The following is a 16,488-nucleotide window of genomic DNA, read 5'->3' on the forward strand; positions in this document are numbered from 1 at the left end:
GTTCGCGCTCGATGCCATACAGTTTGTTGATCATCGTCAGCGCAACATCGGCGCGTCCGGTTTTGCCTTTTGGCTGCACCTTCTGCGCCTCGACAAATTTGCGGCGGACATGCGCCATACACGCCAACCGTTCCACGCCAGACTGCAGCGCCAACGCGTTATAGCCAGCGTAATCGTCCGTCATGACATACCCGCGATAACTTTCCAGCAGACGCAACGGCACTTCCTGCGCTCGACTGGCGCTGTAGTCGAACAGTACGACTTTTCGATCAGGCGGCCCGCTGACTTGCACCCACATCCAGGATTGGCTGGTCGGATCTCGATCCGGCTCTTTCAGTACCTGGACACGGATTTCATCGCAATGGATGACCGGACTTTCCAGCAATCGCTCACGCATCAGATTCAGCAGGGGCTGAACATGTTCGCTGCATGGGATAATCCAGCGCGCCAGTGTCTGTCGTGGAATGTCGATCCCGTGCCGACTCAGGACACTTTCAAAACGGTGCAGCGGCAAGCCATCAACATACTTGGTGGTCAGCAACATCGCCAACACACTAGGGCTGGCCATGCTCTTCTCGATCAGTTGAGCCGGTTTGCCTGCCGTGATCGGCGCAATTTCACAACTCCGGCAGCCGTAGACCTTACGGACATGTTTGAGCACGCGGATCTGCATCGGCACGATATCCAGTTGCTCACTGATTTCCTCGCCGATCTCATGCTTGCGGCAACCGCAGGTACAGGTCAGTTCGTGTTCAGGCAGTTCGTGGATGACTTCGATACGCGGCAGATCAGCTGAGAGTGGCTTGCGTTTTCCCCGGCGTGGCGCTGGCGTGACGACTTCTTCATCCGGCGTCTCCACCGTCAACAGAGGTTCGCTTTCTGCCTCGTTTAACATCGCCAGTTGCGGCGTGTTGGGGTCGATGGCCTGCTCGGACTTGCGGCCGAAAAGACGATCGCGCAGCAACTTGATCTGTTCTTTCAGATCAACGATGTGAGTGGCGTAGGCTTCTTTGATTTCCTGCTCACGCGAACGTGCTGCGTATGCCTCAAGGAGCATTTTCTTGAACAGGACAGGGTCATCGGGAAGGTCATCGGGCATGGAATTCATGCCGAGGTTTATCCCGATTCAGGCAACGAAACGAGGAGTCAACACCTGATGCGGACGGTTGCGCCAGAGGTCGAAGCCGTCGAGTAGCCAGTTCAGTTCCTGGACAGTCAGAACAATGGCTTCGTCAGTGGCGTCGGGCGCAGTTTTGAAACGTTCGGATTCCAGGCGCTTGAGCCAGAGGCACAAACCGTTGCGCTCCCAAAAGTTTCACGCGATTGCGCGGCTTGTTGAGGAACACGAGAAGCACCGGATCGAATACCGCCACTTTGATGTCCAGTTCGACCAAGGCGGCGAGGTCATCGATGGATTTTCGGAAGTCGACAGGCTTGGGGTAGAGATAGACTTTTTCGACTTGGCGTCGGGTCGCATCATGGTCGGCGAGCTACAGAAAGAAATCGGGAGCACAGCATCGGAGATCAGATAAGCGCTTTGAATATGGGGTTCATGGAGCGCTTACAATTAATCTTGCTAATCGGTTTGCCAGTGTTGCGGTCAAAAATTGGTATTGATCTGATATTAGTCTCTTGGGGGGCCAGTCCGTTTTTTATCATTTCAATAACGAGGAGACACCTGTAAAGTTATTGTGCGACTGAAACCCATCCCATGCAGTTCCCCCCATAAAAGCTAACGCCCGCGCAAGAGGCGCGAGCTCGCAAGCGCCCTAATTGACGTGCTTATCAGAAACACATTAGGCACCATGTAAAACCGCACTGATGAAAGATTCCATTTCTTTTGGAAATTGATACTCAAGCCACATAAAGAAATTTCCAGCGACCAAGTAGTACGATGCAAACAAGAAAAATGATATGAGAATTATATTATCCCAAAAGCCAGCATATCTCCTAGTCTGCTTCGCAATCCAAGGCTCTTGCTCTTCTTCTGAAACTATATATCTACCCATAACCGCAAAGTAAGTCGTTGATAAACTCAGGCGAATCATAGAAAAGAAGAGCAATAGAACTCCTATCAAATGAAAAATAAACCACTTGAAATCCAATATAGTAAAATAGCCCCTAAGCCCTAAAAGGCCGTACTGCTTTATTAATTGCTGGCTGAACTTTAAGTTTTCAGGTGCGAAATTTGGCGTCATTGCTTTGTTTACAACATGAAACGTTGCAATAAAAAACACTCCATAGAAAACTAAATTTGCAACCCATCGCCAGCCATAAAAATTTCCTTTAAATAAACCCCGAACAATACCACCCGACCAGAGGGAAATAACAAACACCGTCGCATAGTAAAGAGCGTTAAGTATTTCCAGGCGGTTGAATAAATATATGGTTCCTGCCACCAGTAAAACAAAGCCTATGACAAACATTAAGCCGTCACCGCTTGACGATGAGTTTGCATGGCTGGCTGTCGGCTTTACAATGTTGTTAACCGTCACTGAGGTTATTGTAGTATTGCTGTGACTTGCTCCCTGATATTTATTCTGCTTGAAGGAGTCGATAATAAGCCCTAAGACCAATCCTAGGATCGTCATGAATAGCGATATGTATATATCTACTTCTTTTGACTTGAGTATCTCTAAGAATTCCATCGTTAAACTCAATATATCCCTGCATTTCTAACTACAACTAGACACCAACTGGCGCATAATTCCTTGGACGGGCGTAGTGTATAACATTCCTTGTTCTTTTGGCTATCCGTGTCTAGGCTGCGGCTTTCAGAGTGCCAATCAGCGTATAAGGAAATTCTACGCCATGGATGAGCAGCCGCGTCTGCTCGACTAAACGTGGGGGGCAAATTCGCTTAGGACACTACTCGATTCTCACAGAGCGTGTCTATTGCAGGAGGGTTACGCCGTGCGGCAGAAATAGATCTACAGAGGTCGAGGTGGCTTATGCGAATTTCGCAGAGTGTGCCTGGGTCGTTACCAGTACTCATCACCAGACATCACCTGCTCTGATGCTGACCGTCAGCTTTTGGTGGCGTAGCTCCTGAGGCTAAAAGCCTCAGAGTGAAATGTGACCGCGACAGTCTTAGATGAGCCCGCGCCTCGTGAAATTGGGCTTTCGGTATTCCAATTGGTATTCCAAAACCACTTTTTAAACTTTTTTTCAACCTAAGTAATAGCTTAGCCAATCAATTCAGATTACCCCGGCCCACCGAGTTCCAAAAAAAAGGCGTCCCCCGGGGGTAATACCAGTCAATTAAGCCTTAGTGGCAGCCATTGGGCTGCCAGCTCACACAGGTACCGCGCAAAGCTCGAGGCCTGCACTACTTCTGTGAGTGCCCGGCTTGCCGGCGATGGGCCGCAAAGCGGCCCCAATCGCTTAACTGACCGACATTACCCCGGGCCTCTTTTTGTGCCCGTGGATGGCTGGTCCGGGTCCAAAAGATCAGATTTAAGCCCTTCCGCGTAGGACGCTTCCCAAACATACTCCCTGCGCCTGTTTTCCGTTGCAGCCTCTAGGTCAGAGCTCTAGGCTCGGTAAGTCGTTACCCATCAACGACCGGCTTTGACAGGCCGCAACGATACACAGCGCGCATAACCGTTAATGGCGGTTGTGCATGGGGCACGCTCGCGTGCGCCGGTTTCTGTGTTCGCCGGTCTGTCAACCCATGCACAGCTGCCACCATTCCGTTTGACAGCGGGTTGGCGGTAGCCACTATCGAGAACACAGTCCAATGCTAAAAATCGTCCCCGACCCACCCCATCTCCCCCACTCCCTGGAAGACACCATCATGCTCGCAACCGACTACGCGCTCTGCGCGGAAGCCGTTGCCCAGCAAGCAATGCTGATGCAACCCAGATCACCCGCCTCCGTGTTGATCATGGCGTCGATGCACGAGCTGGAAACACTCCGCCGTTTGCTCGAATCGGCACTGGCGCAAATACAAAGCCCAGCCGACCCGCAAACCATGCATTGACCAGGGGTATTGCTCAATGACCACCGAAAACACCCAATGCACTGTCGGCAAAACCATCTTCTTCCAAGGTGAAAACCAAACCCACCCGCTGTTCCGCATCGAACCCGGCATCCCCTGCCAGAACGCCCGTGAACAGGCGTCGGAGCTGATGGGCTATGCGCGGGATTTGACCATTGATGGCCTGATGGAAGACAAGCCAAAGCTGATCTGGGCAGCGCACTATCTTTGCGCTCTGGGGAAAGCGCTGCTGGATGATGCGGAGTTGGGAATGATGCGCTGAACCTCAGGGCCAAAGGCGATAGAAGTCAGTCGGCTCGCAGCTATCAATCACTGACGCTATCGCCCGCCAAGGGCCCCTGTGCGCACGGCGAATGAGGACGTCGCACGCGCAGGGGCATCACCCCCTAATCCCTCAAATCCGAAACACCCCCACCTGCCCATACAACCCCTGCGCCAACCGCTGCAACGCCCCCGCGGTCTCGGCCGTCTGCTCCACCGCCTGGCTATTCTGCTGCGACATCTGCGCGATCCGTTCAACGTTGCGCGCCACATCCTGGCTAGCCGCGGTCTGTTCCCGCAGTGCCAGGGAAATCTGATCCACCATGCGCACCACGTCCCCCGAAGACTGCCGAATGCTGACGATCGCCTCCCCCGCTTGTTGCGCCAGGGTCACACCGCCTTTGACCTGCTGTACACCCACCTCCATCTGCCCCACGGCCTCGCGGGTGCCGGACTGGATGCGTTTGACCATCTCGGTAATTTCCTGGGTCGAGTTGCCCGTGCGTTGTGCCAGCAAGCGTACTTCGTCGGCCACCACCGCAAAGCCCCTGCCCTGTTCGCCGGCGCGGGCGGCTTCGATGGCGGCGTTCAGGGCCAGCAGGTTGGTCTGCTCGGCAATGCCGCTGATCACGCTGACAATGCTGCTGATCTGCTCGGCATGGCTGTCCAGTTCGCTGATCTGGCCGGCAGAGGCTTCTACGGTCTGGGCGATCAGGTTCATGCGCGCCAGCGTTTCCTGAATCACGCTGCCGCCTTCGCTGGACTGGCGACCGGACTCGCTGGACTGGGCATGCGCTTCCACCGCATTGTCAGAGACGTGGTTGATACTCACGGTCAGCTCCTCGACCGTGGCCGCCATCGAGGAGGCCGAGTTCGACTGTTCCTGGGCTGATGCGGAGAGTTGTACCGATGCCGCCGAAATATTATCGGCAGCCCCCACCAGTTGCTCGGCACTGGCCCTGATCTCGCCAATCATGGTGCGCAGGCGGTCTTGCATGGCCACGAATGCCTGTTGGAGGGTGCTGACTTCATCCTTACCTTCAATGGCGATGGTGTTGTCCAGGCGCCCGTCAGCGATGTTGCGCGCCAGTGTCACAGCTTCACCCAAGCGGTGGGTGAGGGTTCTTGCGAGGAATGTGGCGATCAGCACAGCCAGGATTGCAGCGACCAGTCCGCCGGCGATCAGGATGGTGAAGGCGGTGGATTTTGCCTGGTCCATCAGCAGGCTGCGCTCGTCCTGCAGGGATTTCTCGGCCGCCTGGAATTCGTTGATCACGGCGCGCATGGCGTCCATTTTGGCTTTGGCCTGGCCCGAGCTTATCTGGCTGACCAGCGTTGTCAGCGGCGCGCGGTCAGCATTGACCTCGCGGCGCAGGTTCACGCTGGTTTGCATGTCTTGCTGCAGCCACTGTTGGTAAAGCTGTTGCAGGCGGGCCAGCCGGGCTTGCTGCTGGGGGTTGTCGGCGGTTGCCTGCTTCAGGCGATTGAGCGCGTCGGTGAACGCTTCTTCGCCTGTGTGCATGGGCTCAAGGAAGCTGTCCTGGCCGGTAAGGGCAAAACCGCGCATGGCGGTTTCTATGTCGACAAGGCTGTTGAGCATGCTGCTGGAGCTGTTGAGCACGTCGTAGCTGTGGATGTTGCGCTTCACGCTACTGCTGACTTGATCGAAGCCTCGCAAGGCGGTCAGTACCAATACGGCGATGATGAGCAGTACAAGACCGAAACCGGTGTACAGTTTTTTCGAGATACTGAGATTGTTGAGCATCGTGGGGGCAACCCTTCAAGGCCTGGCTGGGCGCTACGCTGGGTCCCGTGCACAGGGATGCGGACGGGTTTTGGCGTAGTGACGTTTTGATATCAGGCCTATGATTATCTTGTACATGAAAAGTTCTTTGTACAATTATTTTGGTCACCTGAGTCTTGCAGGGTTTCGTACGTAACTTGATCAAACTTGATTTCCGTTCGGCCACCCCCTACATTAGCGTCTATGCAAAATACCCTACATACCGATTCGCTTCGGGCTGCGCTTGCCCAGCGCGGCTGGACCCAACGAGACCTGGCCGACCAGATGGGGGTTTCGGCGCAGTCCGTAACCAACTGGTTCAAAGGCAAGGATTTTCCTCGCCCGGACAAATTGCTGAAGTTGGCTACGATGCTCCAGCTGTCGTTTTCACAGCTGGTGTCGCCTCCTGAAGATCAACCGATCGTGGCCTTTCGCAAAAAAGCGGGCACCAAGACTACCGATGAGCACATCCAGAAAGCGCTGGCCATTGGTGACTTACTCAAGCCGCTTGTCCCATTCCTTCCGAAGCTGCCGACTTTACGTACCAAAATTTCTTCTCCGTCCCTGACGTATGCACGCTTGCAAAGCGATGCATCGCAGGTACGCAACAAGCTAGGCCTGGGTGAACTCAGCGTACTGGGCTACGAGGCGCTGATCGCGGAGTTCAAAGGTTGTGGGGCCGTGCTCGTGCCGGTCCTGTGGGGGCACAAGCAGCAGCACAAAAACGCGCTGCACATCCTGTTGCCATCCTCCGACGTAACTTTCGTGTTCGTTAACCTCGATACCAAACTGGAAGACTTCAAGTTCTGGATGGCTCACGAACTGGCGCACGTCTACACCCCGGAGCTTGCCGGAAGCAATGAGGGGGAAGACTTTGCGGATGCCTTCGCCGCTGCCCTGCTGTTCCCTGAAGCCTGTGCCCAGGCTGCCTATACAGAGGCGGCACAAGCATCCAACACGGCCGGTGAGATAGATATCCTTCAGCAGCATGCAAAGCGTCATCAAATTTCGTTGAATACGGTGTTCCAGCAAACACGCAGCCACGCGGCGGAAAACCAGTTGCCAGCGCTACAAGTGGATGAGAAGACAATCCATAGGGTGCGCAACAGTTCTGCACCGCAAATGGTGAGCACGATCTTGTTTGAGCCAACGCCACCCAAGCCTGCCCAGTATCTTGCCGCCGCTTCGAATGTGTTTCAGTCAGAATTTTTCTTGGCGCTCAAGCGCATGCTTCGGGAACATGAAACCGGGCCTTCTTATGTGCAGCAAATCCTGGACGTGTCGCTCAGGGACGCCATAGCGCTGCATGGCGAGCTGTTGCGTTGAAGGCGGCATCAACGCTCGTATTGCTGGACACCAATGCGTATCTACGGCTGGCTAAACGTGTCCGCCCCATGCTGGGCGTGACGTTCGGGCAGAAAAATTATGTGCTGACCATCCTCAAGGATGTGGAAGAAGAAGTGCATCGCAGTGGTGCGCTGAAATTCAAATTTCCTTGGTTCGACGCTGAAGATCTGGCGGCGGAGCGGCTTGCAAAACAGGTCCGCCTCAGCGCTGACGAAAAAGCCCAGTTGGAGGCCGCTCAAAGCGTATTGCGTGGGTGGGTATTGATGAACCCGGTGGTCTATACAACGGCTGGCCGTTCGCCGCCCTCGCCTACGGACTGCAGGGTGCTTGCCTTTGGTCAGATTCGTAGCGCCATTGTGGTTACCGACGACTTGGGCATGCATAAGTTGGCAGATGATTTCGCCATTCCCGTCTGGCATGGCCATGAGCTGCTCAAGAAAATGCTGACAGCAAAACTCATCAATAACGAGCAGGTAAAATGCATCTTCGAAGCGCTTGAGCTCAACGATGACCTGACCGATACATGGCGCCAAGCCAAACACACAGCGTTTGTGAAACTGTTTGGTAAACGGTAAGGGGGTTGCTGTGCCCGATACCCATCGGTGATTATGCTTCACCTGGATGGGATGGCACCGGCCATGCCGGTGTTCGCGGCTGGAGCCGCGCCTACAGGGCGAGGGTTGGATTGGGAGGGAGTCACCCAGCTCTGGGGCTGGGTGACGATCATGAGCCTGGGCTGGCTTACCAGCTGTAACTCAACTTGGCGGTCACTTCCCGCCCTGGGTTGTAGTAATCGGCCGTACCCGAGCCCACCACATGCTGCTCGTCGAACAGGTTGCTGACATTCAGCGCCAGGTCGGTGCCCTTGGCGATCTTGTAGTTCAGCGCAGCGTCGAACAGGGTGGTGCCGTCGCTTTTCTTGGTGTTGGCCGCGTCCATGAAGTAACCGCCCACGTACCGCGCACCCAAGCCCACGCTCACGTCGGTGTCGGGTATGTCGTAGTAGCTCCACAGCGAAGCCGTATGCTTGGGCGCAACGGTAAACGCTTTGCCTTTGAGCGAGCTGCCGTCATACAGCGAGCCGCGCAGCACTTCGGTGTCCATGTACGAATAGGCCCCGATCAGGCTGAGGTTCTGCGTGACCTGGGCCTTGGCTTCCAGGTCCAGGCCGCGCGCGCGGGACTCGCCCACGGTTTGCTGCTCGATGATGCCGCTGGGCAGCACCACGGCGATGGTGACGTTTTCCTGGGTCAGGTCGTACACGGCGGCCGAGAACATCGCATCCATGCCCAGCGGCGAGTACTTCACGCCCACTTCGTACTGCCTGCCGGTCTGCGGGGTAACCCCTACCTGCGGCGGCGAAACCGATTCCACCATGCTGACGTAGGTCGACACTTCATCGTTGACGATGTAGGTCAGCGCGCCGCGGTAAGAGGTTTCCGAGAAGGTGTCGCTCTGCCTGTTCACACCCCCCACATACTCGGTGCTGGTCAGGTCCATCGAGTCATTGCGCATACCCACCGTGGCAATGACGCGGTCGTAGAAGGACAGGTTCTGCTGCAGGAACACGGCCTTGGTGGTGGCGTCGTTTTTCTCGCGGCTATACGGCGTGATGCCGCCGGGTACGCCGGTGAACACGGGGTTGGCGATGTCTATCGACGGCGCCAGGCTGTACACCGAGCGCTGTTTGTTGGTCGAGTCCAGGTATTCCACGCCCACCAGGGTGCTGCTGTCGATGTGCTCGAACTGGGCATCGTACTGCAGCATCAGGTTGCCATTGAGCTGGTCCGCGTCGCTGTCGGTGCCGAACACGTAGCGGGGGATCACGGTGCCCACGCGCTCGGCGCTGTCGCTCAGGTAGACGTAGCCGAAGTCATCGCTCAGCTCGCTGTAGCGCAGGTTGCTGCGCAGGGTGAAACCGTTGTCGAAGTCGTGGGTGATGCTGGCGCTGAGGCTGGTGCGCTCCACATCGTGGAAGTTGTAGCCGGGCTCGCCGTAGAAATCGCTGCGGTCGTATTCCTTGTCCAGCGGGTAGCCACCGCTGTTGGGGGAGCTGTTGGTCTTGAGGTAATCGAGAATCACCGTGGCCGAGGTGAAGTCGCTGGGTGCCCAGGTCAGGCCGCCCATCACGAAGCGGTTGTCGTCTTGCGAGTGGTCGTACTCGCGGTCGCTGTTCTGCATTTTGGCCGTGAAGCGGCCGGCCAGGGTCTGCTCGTCGTTCAGGGCATCGCCCACGTCAATGCCGGTCTCGGCATGGTCGTAGGAGCCGTAGGTCACGTAGCCCTGGCCGAACTTCTCGAAGCGCGGCTGCTTGGTCACGAAATTCACCGAGCCGCCCGGGTCTGCCGGGCCGAACAGGGTGGAGTTGGCGCCGCGCAGAATCTCGATGCGCTCATAGGCATAGGGGTCTTCGCGCACACCGCGCATCGAGCTCAGGGTAAGGCCGTCGCGGTAGGTGGTGGCCTGGAAGCCGCGAATTTGGAAGTAGTCGTTGCGGTCGTCCGAGCCGTAGAAGTCGCTGACCACGCCCGGGCTGTACTGCAGCGCTTCTTCGGTGGTGCTGACGCTGCGCTGCTCCATTTCCTTGCGGGTCACCACAGACACCGAGGCCGGGGTATTGAGGATGCTGGTGGCCACCTTGCCACCGACCCACAGTTCCTTGGCCACCACTGAATTGAGATCGTCATCGGCGCTGGCCTTGACCTTGGCATTGATGATGACCGGCGCCAGCCGGTAATCCTCGGTCGCACCCAGCTCCAGCGGGCCGGCAGCCGGCGCTTGCGCTTGCGCAATGATCTGGTAGGCCTGGGGGCCTTGCTGTTCAACCTGCAGATCGGTCCCCTGCAACAGTGCCGACAACGCTGCGGGCGCCGCCAGGCCGCCCTGCACGCCCGGGGTGGTGCGGTTGGCCACGGTCTGCGCGTCGAAGGCCAGGCTCACACCCGCCTGGCGGGCAAAACGGTCCAGCGCAGGTGCCAGCGGGCCAGCAGGGATGTTCCACTGCTGCAGTTGCAGGGTGTGATCAGCGCCAGCAGGTTGCGCCAGCGCTGGCAATGCCGGGCTGCTGACGACCAAACCCAGAATCGCAGCGTGCATGGCACGGCTGAGGGGGTGGCGCTGTGGAACCGGTGTCGAACTCATTTTCTCGCTCCGTAGAGGGTCGGCGGGTGGCCTGTATTCCGGCCTTGTGCAAAGGCCGAACGAGAATGAGAAAACACCTCATTTATTTTCAGAAAAAACGGACGGGGGTAATTGCCTCAGGGGGTACCCACCGCCTGGCGCACTTTTACCAGCAGCTCGTAGAGCTGGAAGGGCTTCACCAGCATGTCCATGCCCGCGCCGAGAAAGGCCTGGCGGTCCTGGGCCGCATCGGCGTACCCGGTCATGAACAGCACCGGCAACTGGGGCCGGTAGCACCGCGCCAGGTCGGCCAGTTCGCGGCCGCTGAGGGTCGGCAGGCCAACATCGGTCAGCATCATGTCCAGGCTGGCGTCGTCGCGCAGGTGCCGCAACGCCTCGTCAGTGGTGGTGGCCACCGTACAGCGGTACCCGGCATCGGTCAGCGCTTCTGCCACCGCCACCTGCACCGAAGCCATGTCTTCCACCACCAGCACGTGCTCGCCATTGCCTTGCAGGTTCTGCACGTTGGCCGGCTCCACCGCTACCGCGGCCTCCGCGCTGGCCGGCAGCAACAGGGTCACCTCCGTGCCCTGCCCCACCACGCTGCTCAGCAGCACATGCCCGCCGGACTGCCGGGCGAAGCCGTAGATGGTCGACAGCCCCAGCCCGGTGCCCTGCCCCACCGGTTTGGTGGTGAAGAACGGGTCGAACACCTTTTCCAGCAGCTCCGGCTCGATGCCGCTGCCGTTGTCGCGCACGTTGACGGCAATGTAATGGCCGTCTGCCAGGTCGGCGTTGCCCTGCGACCAGGTGGCTGCGGTGTTCACCCAGATCCGCCCCCCCTTGGCCAAGGCGTCGCGCGCGTTGATCACCAGGTTGAGTACCGCGCTCTCCAGTTGCACCGGGTCGACCAAGGCGATGGCCGGGTGGGTCGACAGGTCCAGGGTAAGCTTGATGCGCTCGCCGATGGTGCGGTTGAGCAGCTCTTCCAGCGAGCGTACATGCTGGTTGACGTCCACCGGGCGGGTATCCAGTGGCTGCTGGCGCGCGAAGGCCAGCAACCGGTGGGTCAACGAGGCCGCGCTGGTGGCTGAACTGAGTGCGGCTTCGGCGTACCTGGGCACTTTCTCGATGCGGTTTTCCGCCACCCGTTTGCAGATCAGCTCCAGGCTGGTGATGATGCCCGTGAGCAAATTGTTGAAGTCGTGGGCAATGCCGCCGGTCAGGCTGCCCAGGGCATCCATTTTCTGCAGTTGCAGCAGCTGCGCTTCGGTGCGTTCGCGCACCGCCACTTCCCGCGCCAACTGGCTGGTGGCATCGTCCAGGCGGGCCAGGTGGGAGCGCTCCCGGTGGCGGTGCTCGGTGATGTCCTCGATGAACACCAGGCACAGCCCTGGCGCCTGGTAGGGCGACAGCTGCCACTCGGTTTCGCGTACATGCCCGTGCACCAGCATGCTCAGGGTGCCCTTCCAGCGCTCGCCCGCGGCCAGGTGCCGGCGCAGGTCGGCCAACGCTGGCTCCTGGCCGCTGGCAAAGCATTCCAGCAGTTGCCCGGGGTTGCTGTTTTCCTGGGTCAGGTGGCTGAACGCCTGGTTGCACTCGTGCACCTTGAACTCGGCGTCGAGCACCGCGATGGGCGCCGATACACCGGTGAATATCTCGCGAAAGCGCGCCTCGCTCTGGCGCAGGGCACGCTCGGCATCACGCACCCGCAACAGGGTACGCAAGGTTGCCAGCAACACATCCGGGTCTACCGGGTGCACCAAGTAGGCATCGGCGCCAGCGTTCAAGCCGGTGATGATGTCACCGCTCTGGATCGACGCGGCCGACACGTGAATCACCGGCAACAACGCCGTGCGGGCATCTTCGCGCAGCAACCGTACGATATCGAACCCGCTCATGTCGGGCAGGTTCACGTCGAGGATCAAGGCATCTATCTGCCCGTCGCGAATCAGCGCCAGGCCTTCACCGCCGGTGCCTGCCTCCAGCACTTCGTAGCCATGCACTACCAGGCGCCGGCGCAATGCGTAGCGGGTGGCGACGTTATCGTCCACGATCAGCAAGCGCACCTCAGGTTTCATCGGCGTTCTCCTGAGCCAGGGCCAGAGGAATCACCACGAAGAAGGAAGAGCCTTCCCCTGGTTCACTGTGCACCCCCACTTCGCCACCCAGCAGCATGGCAAAGCGCTTGCACAACGACAGCCCCAGGCCAGTGCCGCGAAAGCGCTTCTGCAGGGGTGAATCTACTTGGGTGAAATCCTCGAACAACGTATCCAACAGCTCTGCTGCAATGCCGATGCCGGTATCACTGACGGCAAAGCGGATACGGTCGTCGCCATACAGCTGCGCCGACACCCGCACCTCACCCTGGGTGGTGAACTTCAGCGCGTTGGAAATGAAATTGCGCAGAATCTGCGCGAGCTTCTTGTCATCGGTGTACAGCCGCGGCAGCCCTGTAGGCTCCTCGAAGATAAGATCGACGGCAGTAGCGTCGACAATCGGTCGGAACATACCGCGCAAGGCCGCGAACAGATCGAGCATGTCGAACCAAGCCGGCGAGATGCTGATGCGCCCGGCTTCGATCTTGGCAAGGTCGAGCAGGTCGTCGACCATGTCGGACAGCTCGCGGGTGGCCGTGCTGATGAAGGTGACCTGGCGGTGCTGTTCAGCCGACAACGGCCCATCGAGCTCGTCGGTAAGCAGGCCGGTGATGCTCAGGATCGAACCCAGCGGCGTGCGGAATTCGTGGCTCATGTACGACAGGAAGCGGCTTTTCAAGTCCGACGCCTGGCGCAGCTGTTCGGCCTGTATGTCCAACTCGGCGTACAGCGCCAGTACGCCCTGGTTGGTTTCTTCCAGTTCGGCACGCAGGGCATCGTTATCCGCCTGCAGCCGGGCAATTACCTCTGCATCAGCCATGCGCCGCCTCCAGGTCGATGACCAGCACGGTTACATCATCCCGGCCCCGGCAGAAGTCGCGGTGCAGCACTGCCGCGATCACGGCAGGGTGGCGGTGCACCAGGCCGGGGTAGTGCTGAAGATTCCAACGGGACTGCAGGCCGTCGCTGTACATGATCAACAATTTTCCATTTGCATGAGCGTAGTCAAATACCTGGGCTTTTCTATACTGGCCGCCGACGATGCCGGGCAACGAGGCCAACCCACGCATCTGGGTGGCGCTCACCAGGCTGGCGCCGATGTTGCCGATACCAGCGAAACCGAGGTGGTCGCGGGCACCGTCATAGCGTGCTATCGCCACCGCGCCACCACGGCCGGCACTCATGGCCTGGTGCATGGCCTGCAATTGCTCCAGCGGGTCGGCGAACGGGGCCTGGGCAAACACCGCGGCGCCCGCGCTGGCTGCAGCCTGGGCATCCACACCGTGGCCCAGGCCGTCGATCACCAGGGCGCTGATACGCTGCCCTTCGATCGCCAGGTGCCAGGTATCGCCACAGGCGGGGTCGCCGTGCAGGGCATGCTGGCTTACCCCCACGCGCAGGTCGGGCGCGTGGTCGCGCTGGGCGTGCACGCGCGCCAGCACCACCGCGCCGCGCGCATCGGCGTGCACATCGAACACCTGGGCCATGCGCGCCAAGGCCCCCAGGCCGATACCCTGGGTGCCGGAAGTTGAATAACCATCGGTCAGGCAGGCCTGTGCATCGAAGCCCTGGGCACGGTCGGCCGTGAGCAGTTCAATGGCATAGCCCCCGTGCTCACGGGGCAGCACCCGCAGGTGCAGCTCACCGCGGCCTGCATGCTTGAGCACGTTGCTGCACAGTTCGGTGGCCAGCAGCGCCACACGGCCGCTGTCCTCTTCGTCAAAGCCGTGCCGCTCGGCCAGCTTTTGTGCGGTACGCCGGGCGTGGCCAACATCGCTCGGGTCTGCCAGGCCTACTACGTGGGTCTGGCTGGCGAATAGGTTCATGCCCATCGGGTGATCGTCACGCGTGTGCCCTGCCCTGGCGCGGTGTCCAGTTCAAATTCATCAACCAGCCGCCGGGCGCCGGTCAGGCCCAGGCCCAGGCCACCGCCCGAGGTCCAGCCGTCAGTCAGCGCCAGTTTGATGTCGGGGATGCCGGGGCCCTCATCGCGGAACAACAGGCGCAAACCGGTGCGCCCGCCATCCTCCAGCACAGCCCAGTCCATGTCGCCACCACCGCCATACACCACCGTGTTGCGCGCCAGTTCACTGACTGCCGTCACCAGCTTGGTCAGGTCCACCAGGCGCATGCCGCATTCGCCGGCCAGCTTGCGCGCCAACTGACGCGCCAGTACCACATCCTGTTCGATTCGTACCGGTTGGCTGCCGCTTTCGCGCACATTCATTTTTGGCTCACACGTTGACGCAGCACTTGCATGCCACGCTCCACATTGAGTGCCGTGCTCACGCCCGGCAGGGTAAGGCCCAATTCGACCAAGGTAATGGCCACGGCCGGCTGCATGCCCACCACCATGGTTTCGGCATCCAGGATGCGTGACAGGCCAGAGATGCTGGCAATCATCCGGCCGATGAACGAGTCGACCATGTCCAACGCGGAAATATCGATCAACACGCCCTGGGCCGAGGTGCTGCTGATGCGCTCGGTCAGGTCTTCCTGCAGGGTCAGCGCCAGCTGGTCGTGCATGTCGACCTGAATGGTCACGAGCAGGAACTCGCCCATTTGCAGGATCGGGATACGCTCCATGGGCTTACCCCTGCTTGCTGATGTCGCAGCCCAGGCGTGCAAGGGCAAGCTTGAGGGCGTCGGCCAGGCTGGCCTTGGTGGTCAGCGACCCCAAGTCCAGCCCCAAATGCACGATGGTCTGGGCGATTTGCGGGCGCACGCCACTGATGATGCAGTCGGCGCCCATCAGGCGGATGGCCGTGACGGTCTTTAGCAGGTGCTGGGCGACCAGGGTGTCGACGGTAGGTACACCGGTGATGTCGATGATGGCAATTTCCGAGCCGGTGTCGACGATGCGTTGCAGCAGCGACTCCATGACCGTCTGGCTACGCTGCGAGTCCAGCGTACCGATCAGTGGCAGCGCCAGCACCCCGTCCCACAGTTTGACCACAGGGGTAGACAGCTCCAGCAGTTCTTCCTGCTGGCGCCTGATCACTTCCTCGCGGGTTTTCTGGAAGGCGCGGATGGTGTGCATGCCCATGCCATCGAGCAGTTCCGACACCAGCCACAGTTGCTCGGCCAGGCGGGCCGGCTCGCTGCTGTACTGCCCTTGCAGCAAGCCGAACAGCGGCCCTTTCAAAGCGAAGATGAAGAACGCGGCCTGGTGCGAATCGTGGCCAAGCTGAGCGCGGCTGGCAGAAAGCCTCTCCAGGAACCGGCGCAAAGCCTCCCACTCGCTGCCGGCCAGGTTGCTGCCAGCACCAGCCCGCAGGCCGTCCACCAGCAACTGCAGGAACTCCTGGGTTTCCTGTGCCAGCGTCTGCTCTTTGATATTGCGCGTGGCGCCGTTGGTCTCGAGGCTGGCTGTCCATTCCTCGCGCAGTTGCGCCTGGCTATGTTGAATAGCCTCCAACGTGCTGCCTTGCAGTGTTGCCATGTGCCTTCGCTCCAGTGGTGAAGGCCGGCGTCCCGATGAATGGCCGGCCTGCTGTGAATGACATTTGCCGGTTCGATTAGTTGTGCAGCGGGAAAAGATAATTGCATTAAGCCATTTAGGATAGCCCAACGGCTTCGGATTGCGGCAGCCTACTGCGAAACGGTTTTGTGGGAATGCATACCATCACGGCATGATATCGATGCAACCTTGAACCGTACCTCATATTGCAAGTACTCACCCGGTGAGATAGTTGCCGGGCGCCGCCCTTTGTCCCTGGTCGAGTCGTAGGCAAGCACGGCATCACAGGTCGTCCATTGACCAGCCCGGTAATCGGCGGCGGGGCGGAAGCAAGATGCTCAAGGCGCTCGGAAACCGCCTGGCGCATTCTGTAGGTAACCCCAGCGCATAAAAAAGGCACCTACCCATAGGTAATGCC

The 16,488-nt window shown here is 59.2% G+C and carries 14 protein-coding genes and 1 pseudogene; 4 read left to right on the plus strand and 11 right to left on the minus strand.

What is annotated here, in order from left to right:
* From tnpC to ACF8SD_RS19730, 3 genes and pseudogenes are all read right to left on the minus strand, one after another.
* The coding region (gene tnpC, locus ACF8SD_RS19720; protein ID WP_392484988.1) for an IS66 family transposase at positions 1-1,108 on the minus strand (1,108 nt) is incomplete at its 3' end.
* Positions 1,109-1,126: 18 nt separating this feature from the next.
* Positions 1,127-1,394, minus strand: a pseudogene (gene tnpB / locus ACF8SD_RS19725) (IS66 family insertion sequence element accessory protein TnpB).
* A 402-nt stretch (positions 1,395-1,796) separates the two neighbouring features.
* A complete protein-coding gene (locus tag ACF8SD_RS19730; RefSeq protein WP_392484989.1) occupies positions 1,797-2,648 on the minus strand; it encodes a hypothetical protein in 852 nt (283 codons plus the stop codon).
* A 1,091-nt stretch (positions 2,649-3,739) separates the two neighbouring features.
* On the opposite strand from ACF8SD_RS19730, the gene ACF8SD_RS19735 reads away from it, so the two are divergent.
* Positions 3,740-3,982 (plus strand): hypothetical protein, encoded by a 243-nt coding sequence (locus tag ACF8SD_RS19735; RefSeq protein ID WP_392484990.1) that lies wholly within the window; start codon positions 3,740-3,742, stop codon positions 3,980-3,982.
* 16 nt (positions 3,983-3,998) lie between these two features.
* Positions 3,999-4,262 (plus strand): DUF3077 domain-containing protein, encoded by a 264-nt coding sequence (locus ACF8SD_RS19740; protein ID WP_009683500.1) that lies wholly within the window; start codon positions 3,999-4,001, stop codon positions 4,260-4,262.
* Positions 4,263-4,394: 132 nt separating this feature from the next.
* On the opposite strand, the gene ACF8SD_RS19745 is transcribed toward ACF8SD_RS19740, so the two are convergent.
* The gene (locus ACF8SD_RS19745; RefSeq protein ID WP_392484991.1) at positions 4,395-6,026 is read right to left on the minus strand and encodes a methyl-accepting chemotaxis protein; all 1,632 of its coding nucleotides are present in this window, start codon (positions 6,024-6,026) and stop codon (positions 4,395-4,397) included.
* A gap of 222 nt (positions 6,027-6,248) precedes the next feature.
* On the opposite strand from ACF8SD_RS19745, the gene ACF8SD_RS19750 reads away from it, so the two are divergent.
* The gene (locus tag ACF8SD_RS19750; protein WP_392484992.1) at positions 6,249-7,370 is read left to right on the plus strand and encodes a helix-turn-helix domain-containing protein; all 1,122 of its coding nucleotides are present in this window, start codon (positions 6,249-6,251) and stop codon (positions 7,368-7,370) included.
* Positions 7,371-7,438: 68 nt separating this feature from the next.
* Positions 7,439-7,966 (plus strand): hypothetical protein, encoded by a 528-nt coding sequence (locus ACF8SD_RS19755; protein WP_238706605.1) that lies wholly within the window; start codon positions 7,439-7,441, stop codon positions 7,964-7,966.
* Between the two features lie 166 nt (positions 7,967-8,132).
* Here the strand turns inward: ACF8SD_RS19755 and ACF8SD_RS19760 are convergent, their stop codons facing one another.
* The 7 genes from ACF8SD_RS19760 to ACF8SD_RS19790 form a co-directional block, all read right to left on the minus strand.
* Entirely contained in the window at positions 8,133-10,532 is a 2,400-nt protein-coding gene (locus ACF8SD_RS19760) for a TonB-dependent siderophore receptor (protein ID WP_392484993.1), read from the minus strand.
* A gap of 116 nt (positions 10,533-10,648) precedes the next feature.
* A complete protein-coding gene (locus ACF8SD_RS19765; protein WP_392484994.1) occupies positions 10,649-12,592 on the minus strand; it encodes a response regulator in 1,944 nt (647 codons plus the stop codon).
* A complete protein-coding gene (locus ACF8SD_RS19770) occupies positions 12,582-13,430 on the minus strand; it encodes a sensor histidine kinase KdpD (protein WP_173891177.1) in 849 nt (282 codons plus the stop codon). The genes ACF8SD_RS19765 and ACF8SD_RS19770 overlap by 11 nt, the downstream gene beginning before the upstream one ends.
* Complete coding sequence (locus ACF8SD_RS19775; protein ID WP_173891744.1) at positions 13,423-14,436, minus strand: ATP-binding protein; 1,014 nt, start codon at positions 14,434-14,436, stop codon at positions 13,423-13,425. Before ACF8SD_RS19775 ends, ACF8SD_RS19770 begins: the two co-directional genes overlap by 8 nt.
* Entirely contained in the window at positions 14,433-14,837 is a 405-nt protein-coding gene (locus ACF8SD_RS19780) for an anti-sigma regulatory factor (protein ID WP_009683493.1), read from the minus strand. The genes ACF8SD_RS19775 and ACF8SD_RS19780 overlap by 4 nt, the downstream gene beginning before the upstream one ends.
* A complete protein-coding gene (locus ACF8SD_RS19785) occupies positions 14,834-15,196 on the minus strand; it encodes an STAS domain-containing protein (protein WP_392484995.1) in 363 nt (120 codons plus the stop codon). Before ACF8SD_RS19785 ends, ACF8SD_RS19780 begins: the two co-directional genes overlap by 4 nt.
* A gap of 4 nt (positions 15,197-15,200) precedes the next feature.
* Positions 15,201-16,052 (minus strand): STAS domain-containing protein, encoded by an 852-nt coding sequence (locus ACF8SD_RS19790; RefSeq protein ID WP_392484996.1) that lies wholly within the window; start codon positions 16,050-16,052, stop codon positions 15,201-15,203.
* Positions 16,053-16,488 lie beyond the last annotated feature (436 nt).

The organism is Pseudomonas sp. CJQ_9 (genome assembly GCF_043106615.1).
GTDB lineage: Bacteria > Pseudomonadota > Gammaproteobacteria > Pseudomonadales > Pseudomonadaceae > Aquipseudomonas > Aquipseudomonas juntendi.

Coding starts and splice junctions, on each gene's coding strand:
- ACF8SD_RS19730 (WP_392484989.1), bottom strand. CDS start 2,648: ATGGAATTCTTAGAGATACTCAAGTCAAAAGAAGTAGATATATACATA.
- ACF8SD_RS19735 (WP_392484990.1), top strand. CDS start 3,740: ATGCTAAAAATCGTCCCCGACCCACCCCATCTCCCCCACTCCCTGGAA.
- ACF8SD_RS19740 (WP_009683500.1), top strand. CDS start 3,999: ATGACCACCGAAAACACCCAATGCACTGTCGGCAAAACCATCTTCTTC.
- ACF8SD_RS19745 (WP_392484991.1), bottom strand. CDS start 6,026: ATGCTCAACAATCTCAGTATCTCGAAAAAACTGTACACCGGTTTCGGT.
- ACF8SD_RS19750 (WP_392484992.1), top strand. CDS start 6,249: ATGCAAAATACCCTACATACCGATTCGCTTCGGGCTGCGCTTGCCCAG.
- ACF8SD_RS19755 (WP_238706605.1), top strand. CDS start 7,439: ATGCTGGGCGTGACGTTCGGGCAGAAAAATTATGTGCTGACCATCCTC.
- ACF8SD_RS19760 (WP_392484993.1), bottom strand. CDS start 10,532: ATGAGTTCGACACCGGTTCCACAGCGCCACCCCCTCAGCCGTGCCATG.
- ACF8SD_RS19765 (WP_392484994.1), bottom strand. CDS start 12,592: ATGAAACCTGAGGTGCGCTTGCTGATCGTGGACGATAACGTCGCCACC.
- ACF8SD_RS19770 (WP_173891177.1), bottom strand. CDS start 13,430: ATGGCTGATGCAGAGGTAATTGCCCGGCTGCAGGCGGATAACGATGCC.
- ACF8SD_RS19775 (WP_173891744.1), bottom strand. CDS start 14,436: ATGAACCTATTCGCCAGCCAGACCCACGTAGTAGGCCTGGCAGACCCG.
- ACF8SD_RS19780 (WP_009683493.1), bottom strand. CDS start 14,837: ATGAATGTGCGCGAAAGCGGCAGCCAACCGGTACGAATCGAACAGGAT.
- ACF8SD_RS19785 (WP_392484995.1), bottom strand. CDS start 15,196: ATGGAGCGTATCCCGATCCTGCAAATGGGCGAGTTCCTGCTCGTGACC.
- ACF8SD_RS19790 (WP_392484996.1), bottom strand. CDS start 16,052: ATGGCAACACTGCAAGGCAGCACGTTGGAGGCTATTCAACATAGCCAG.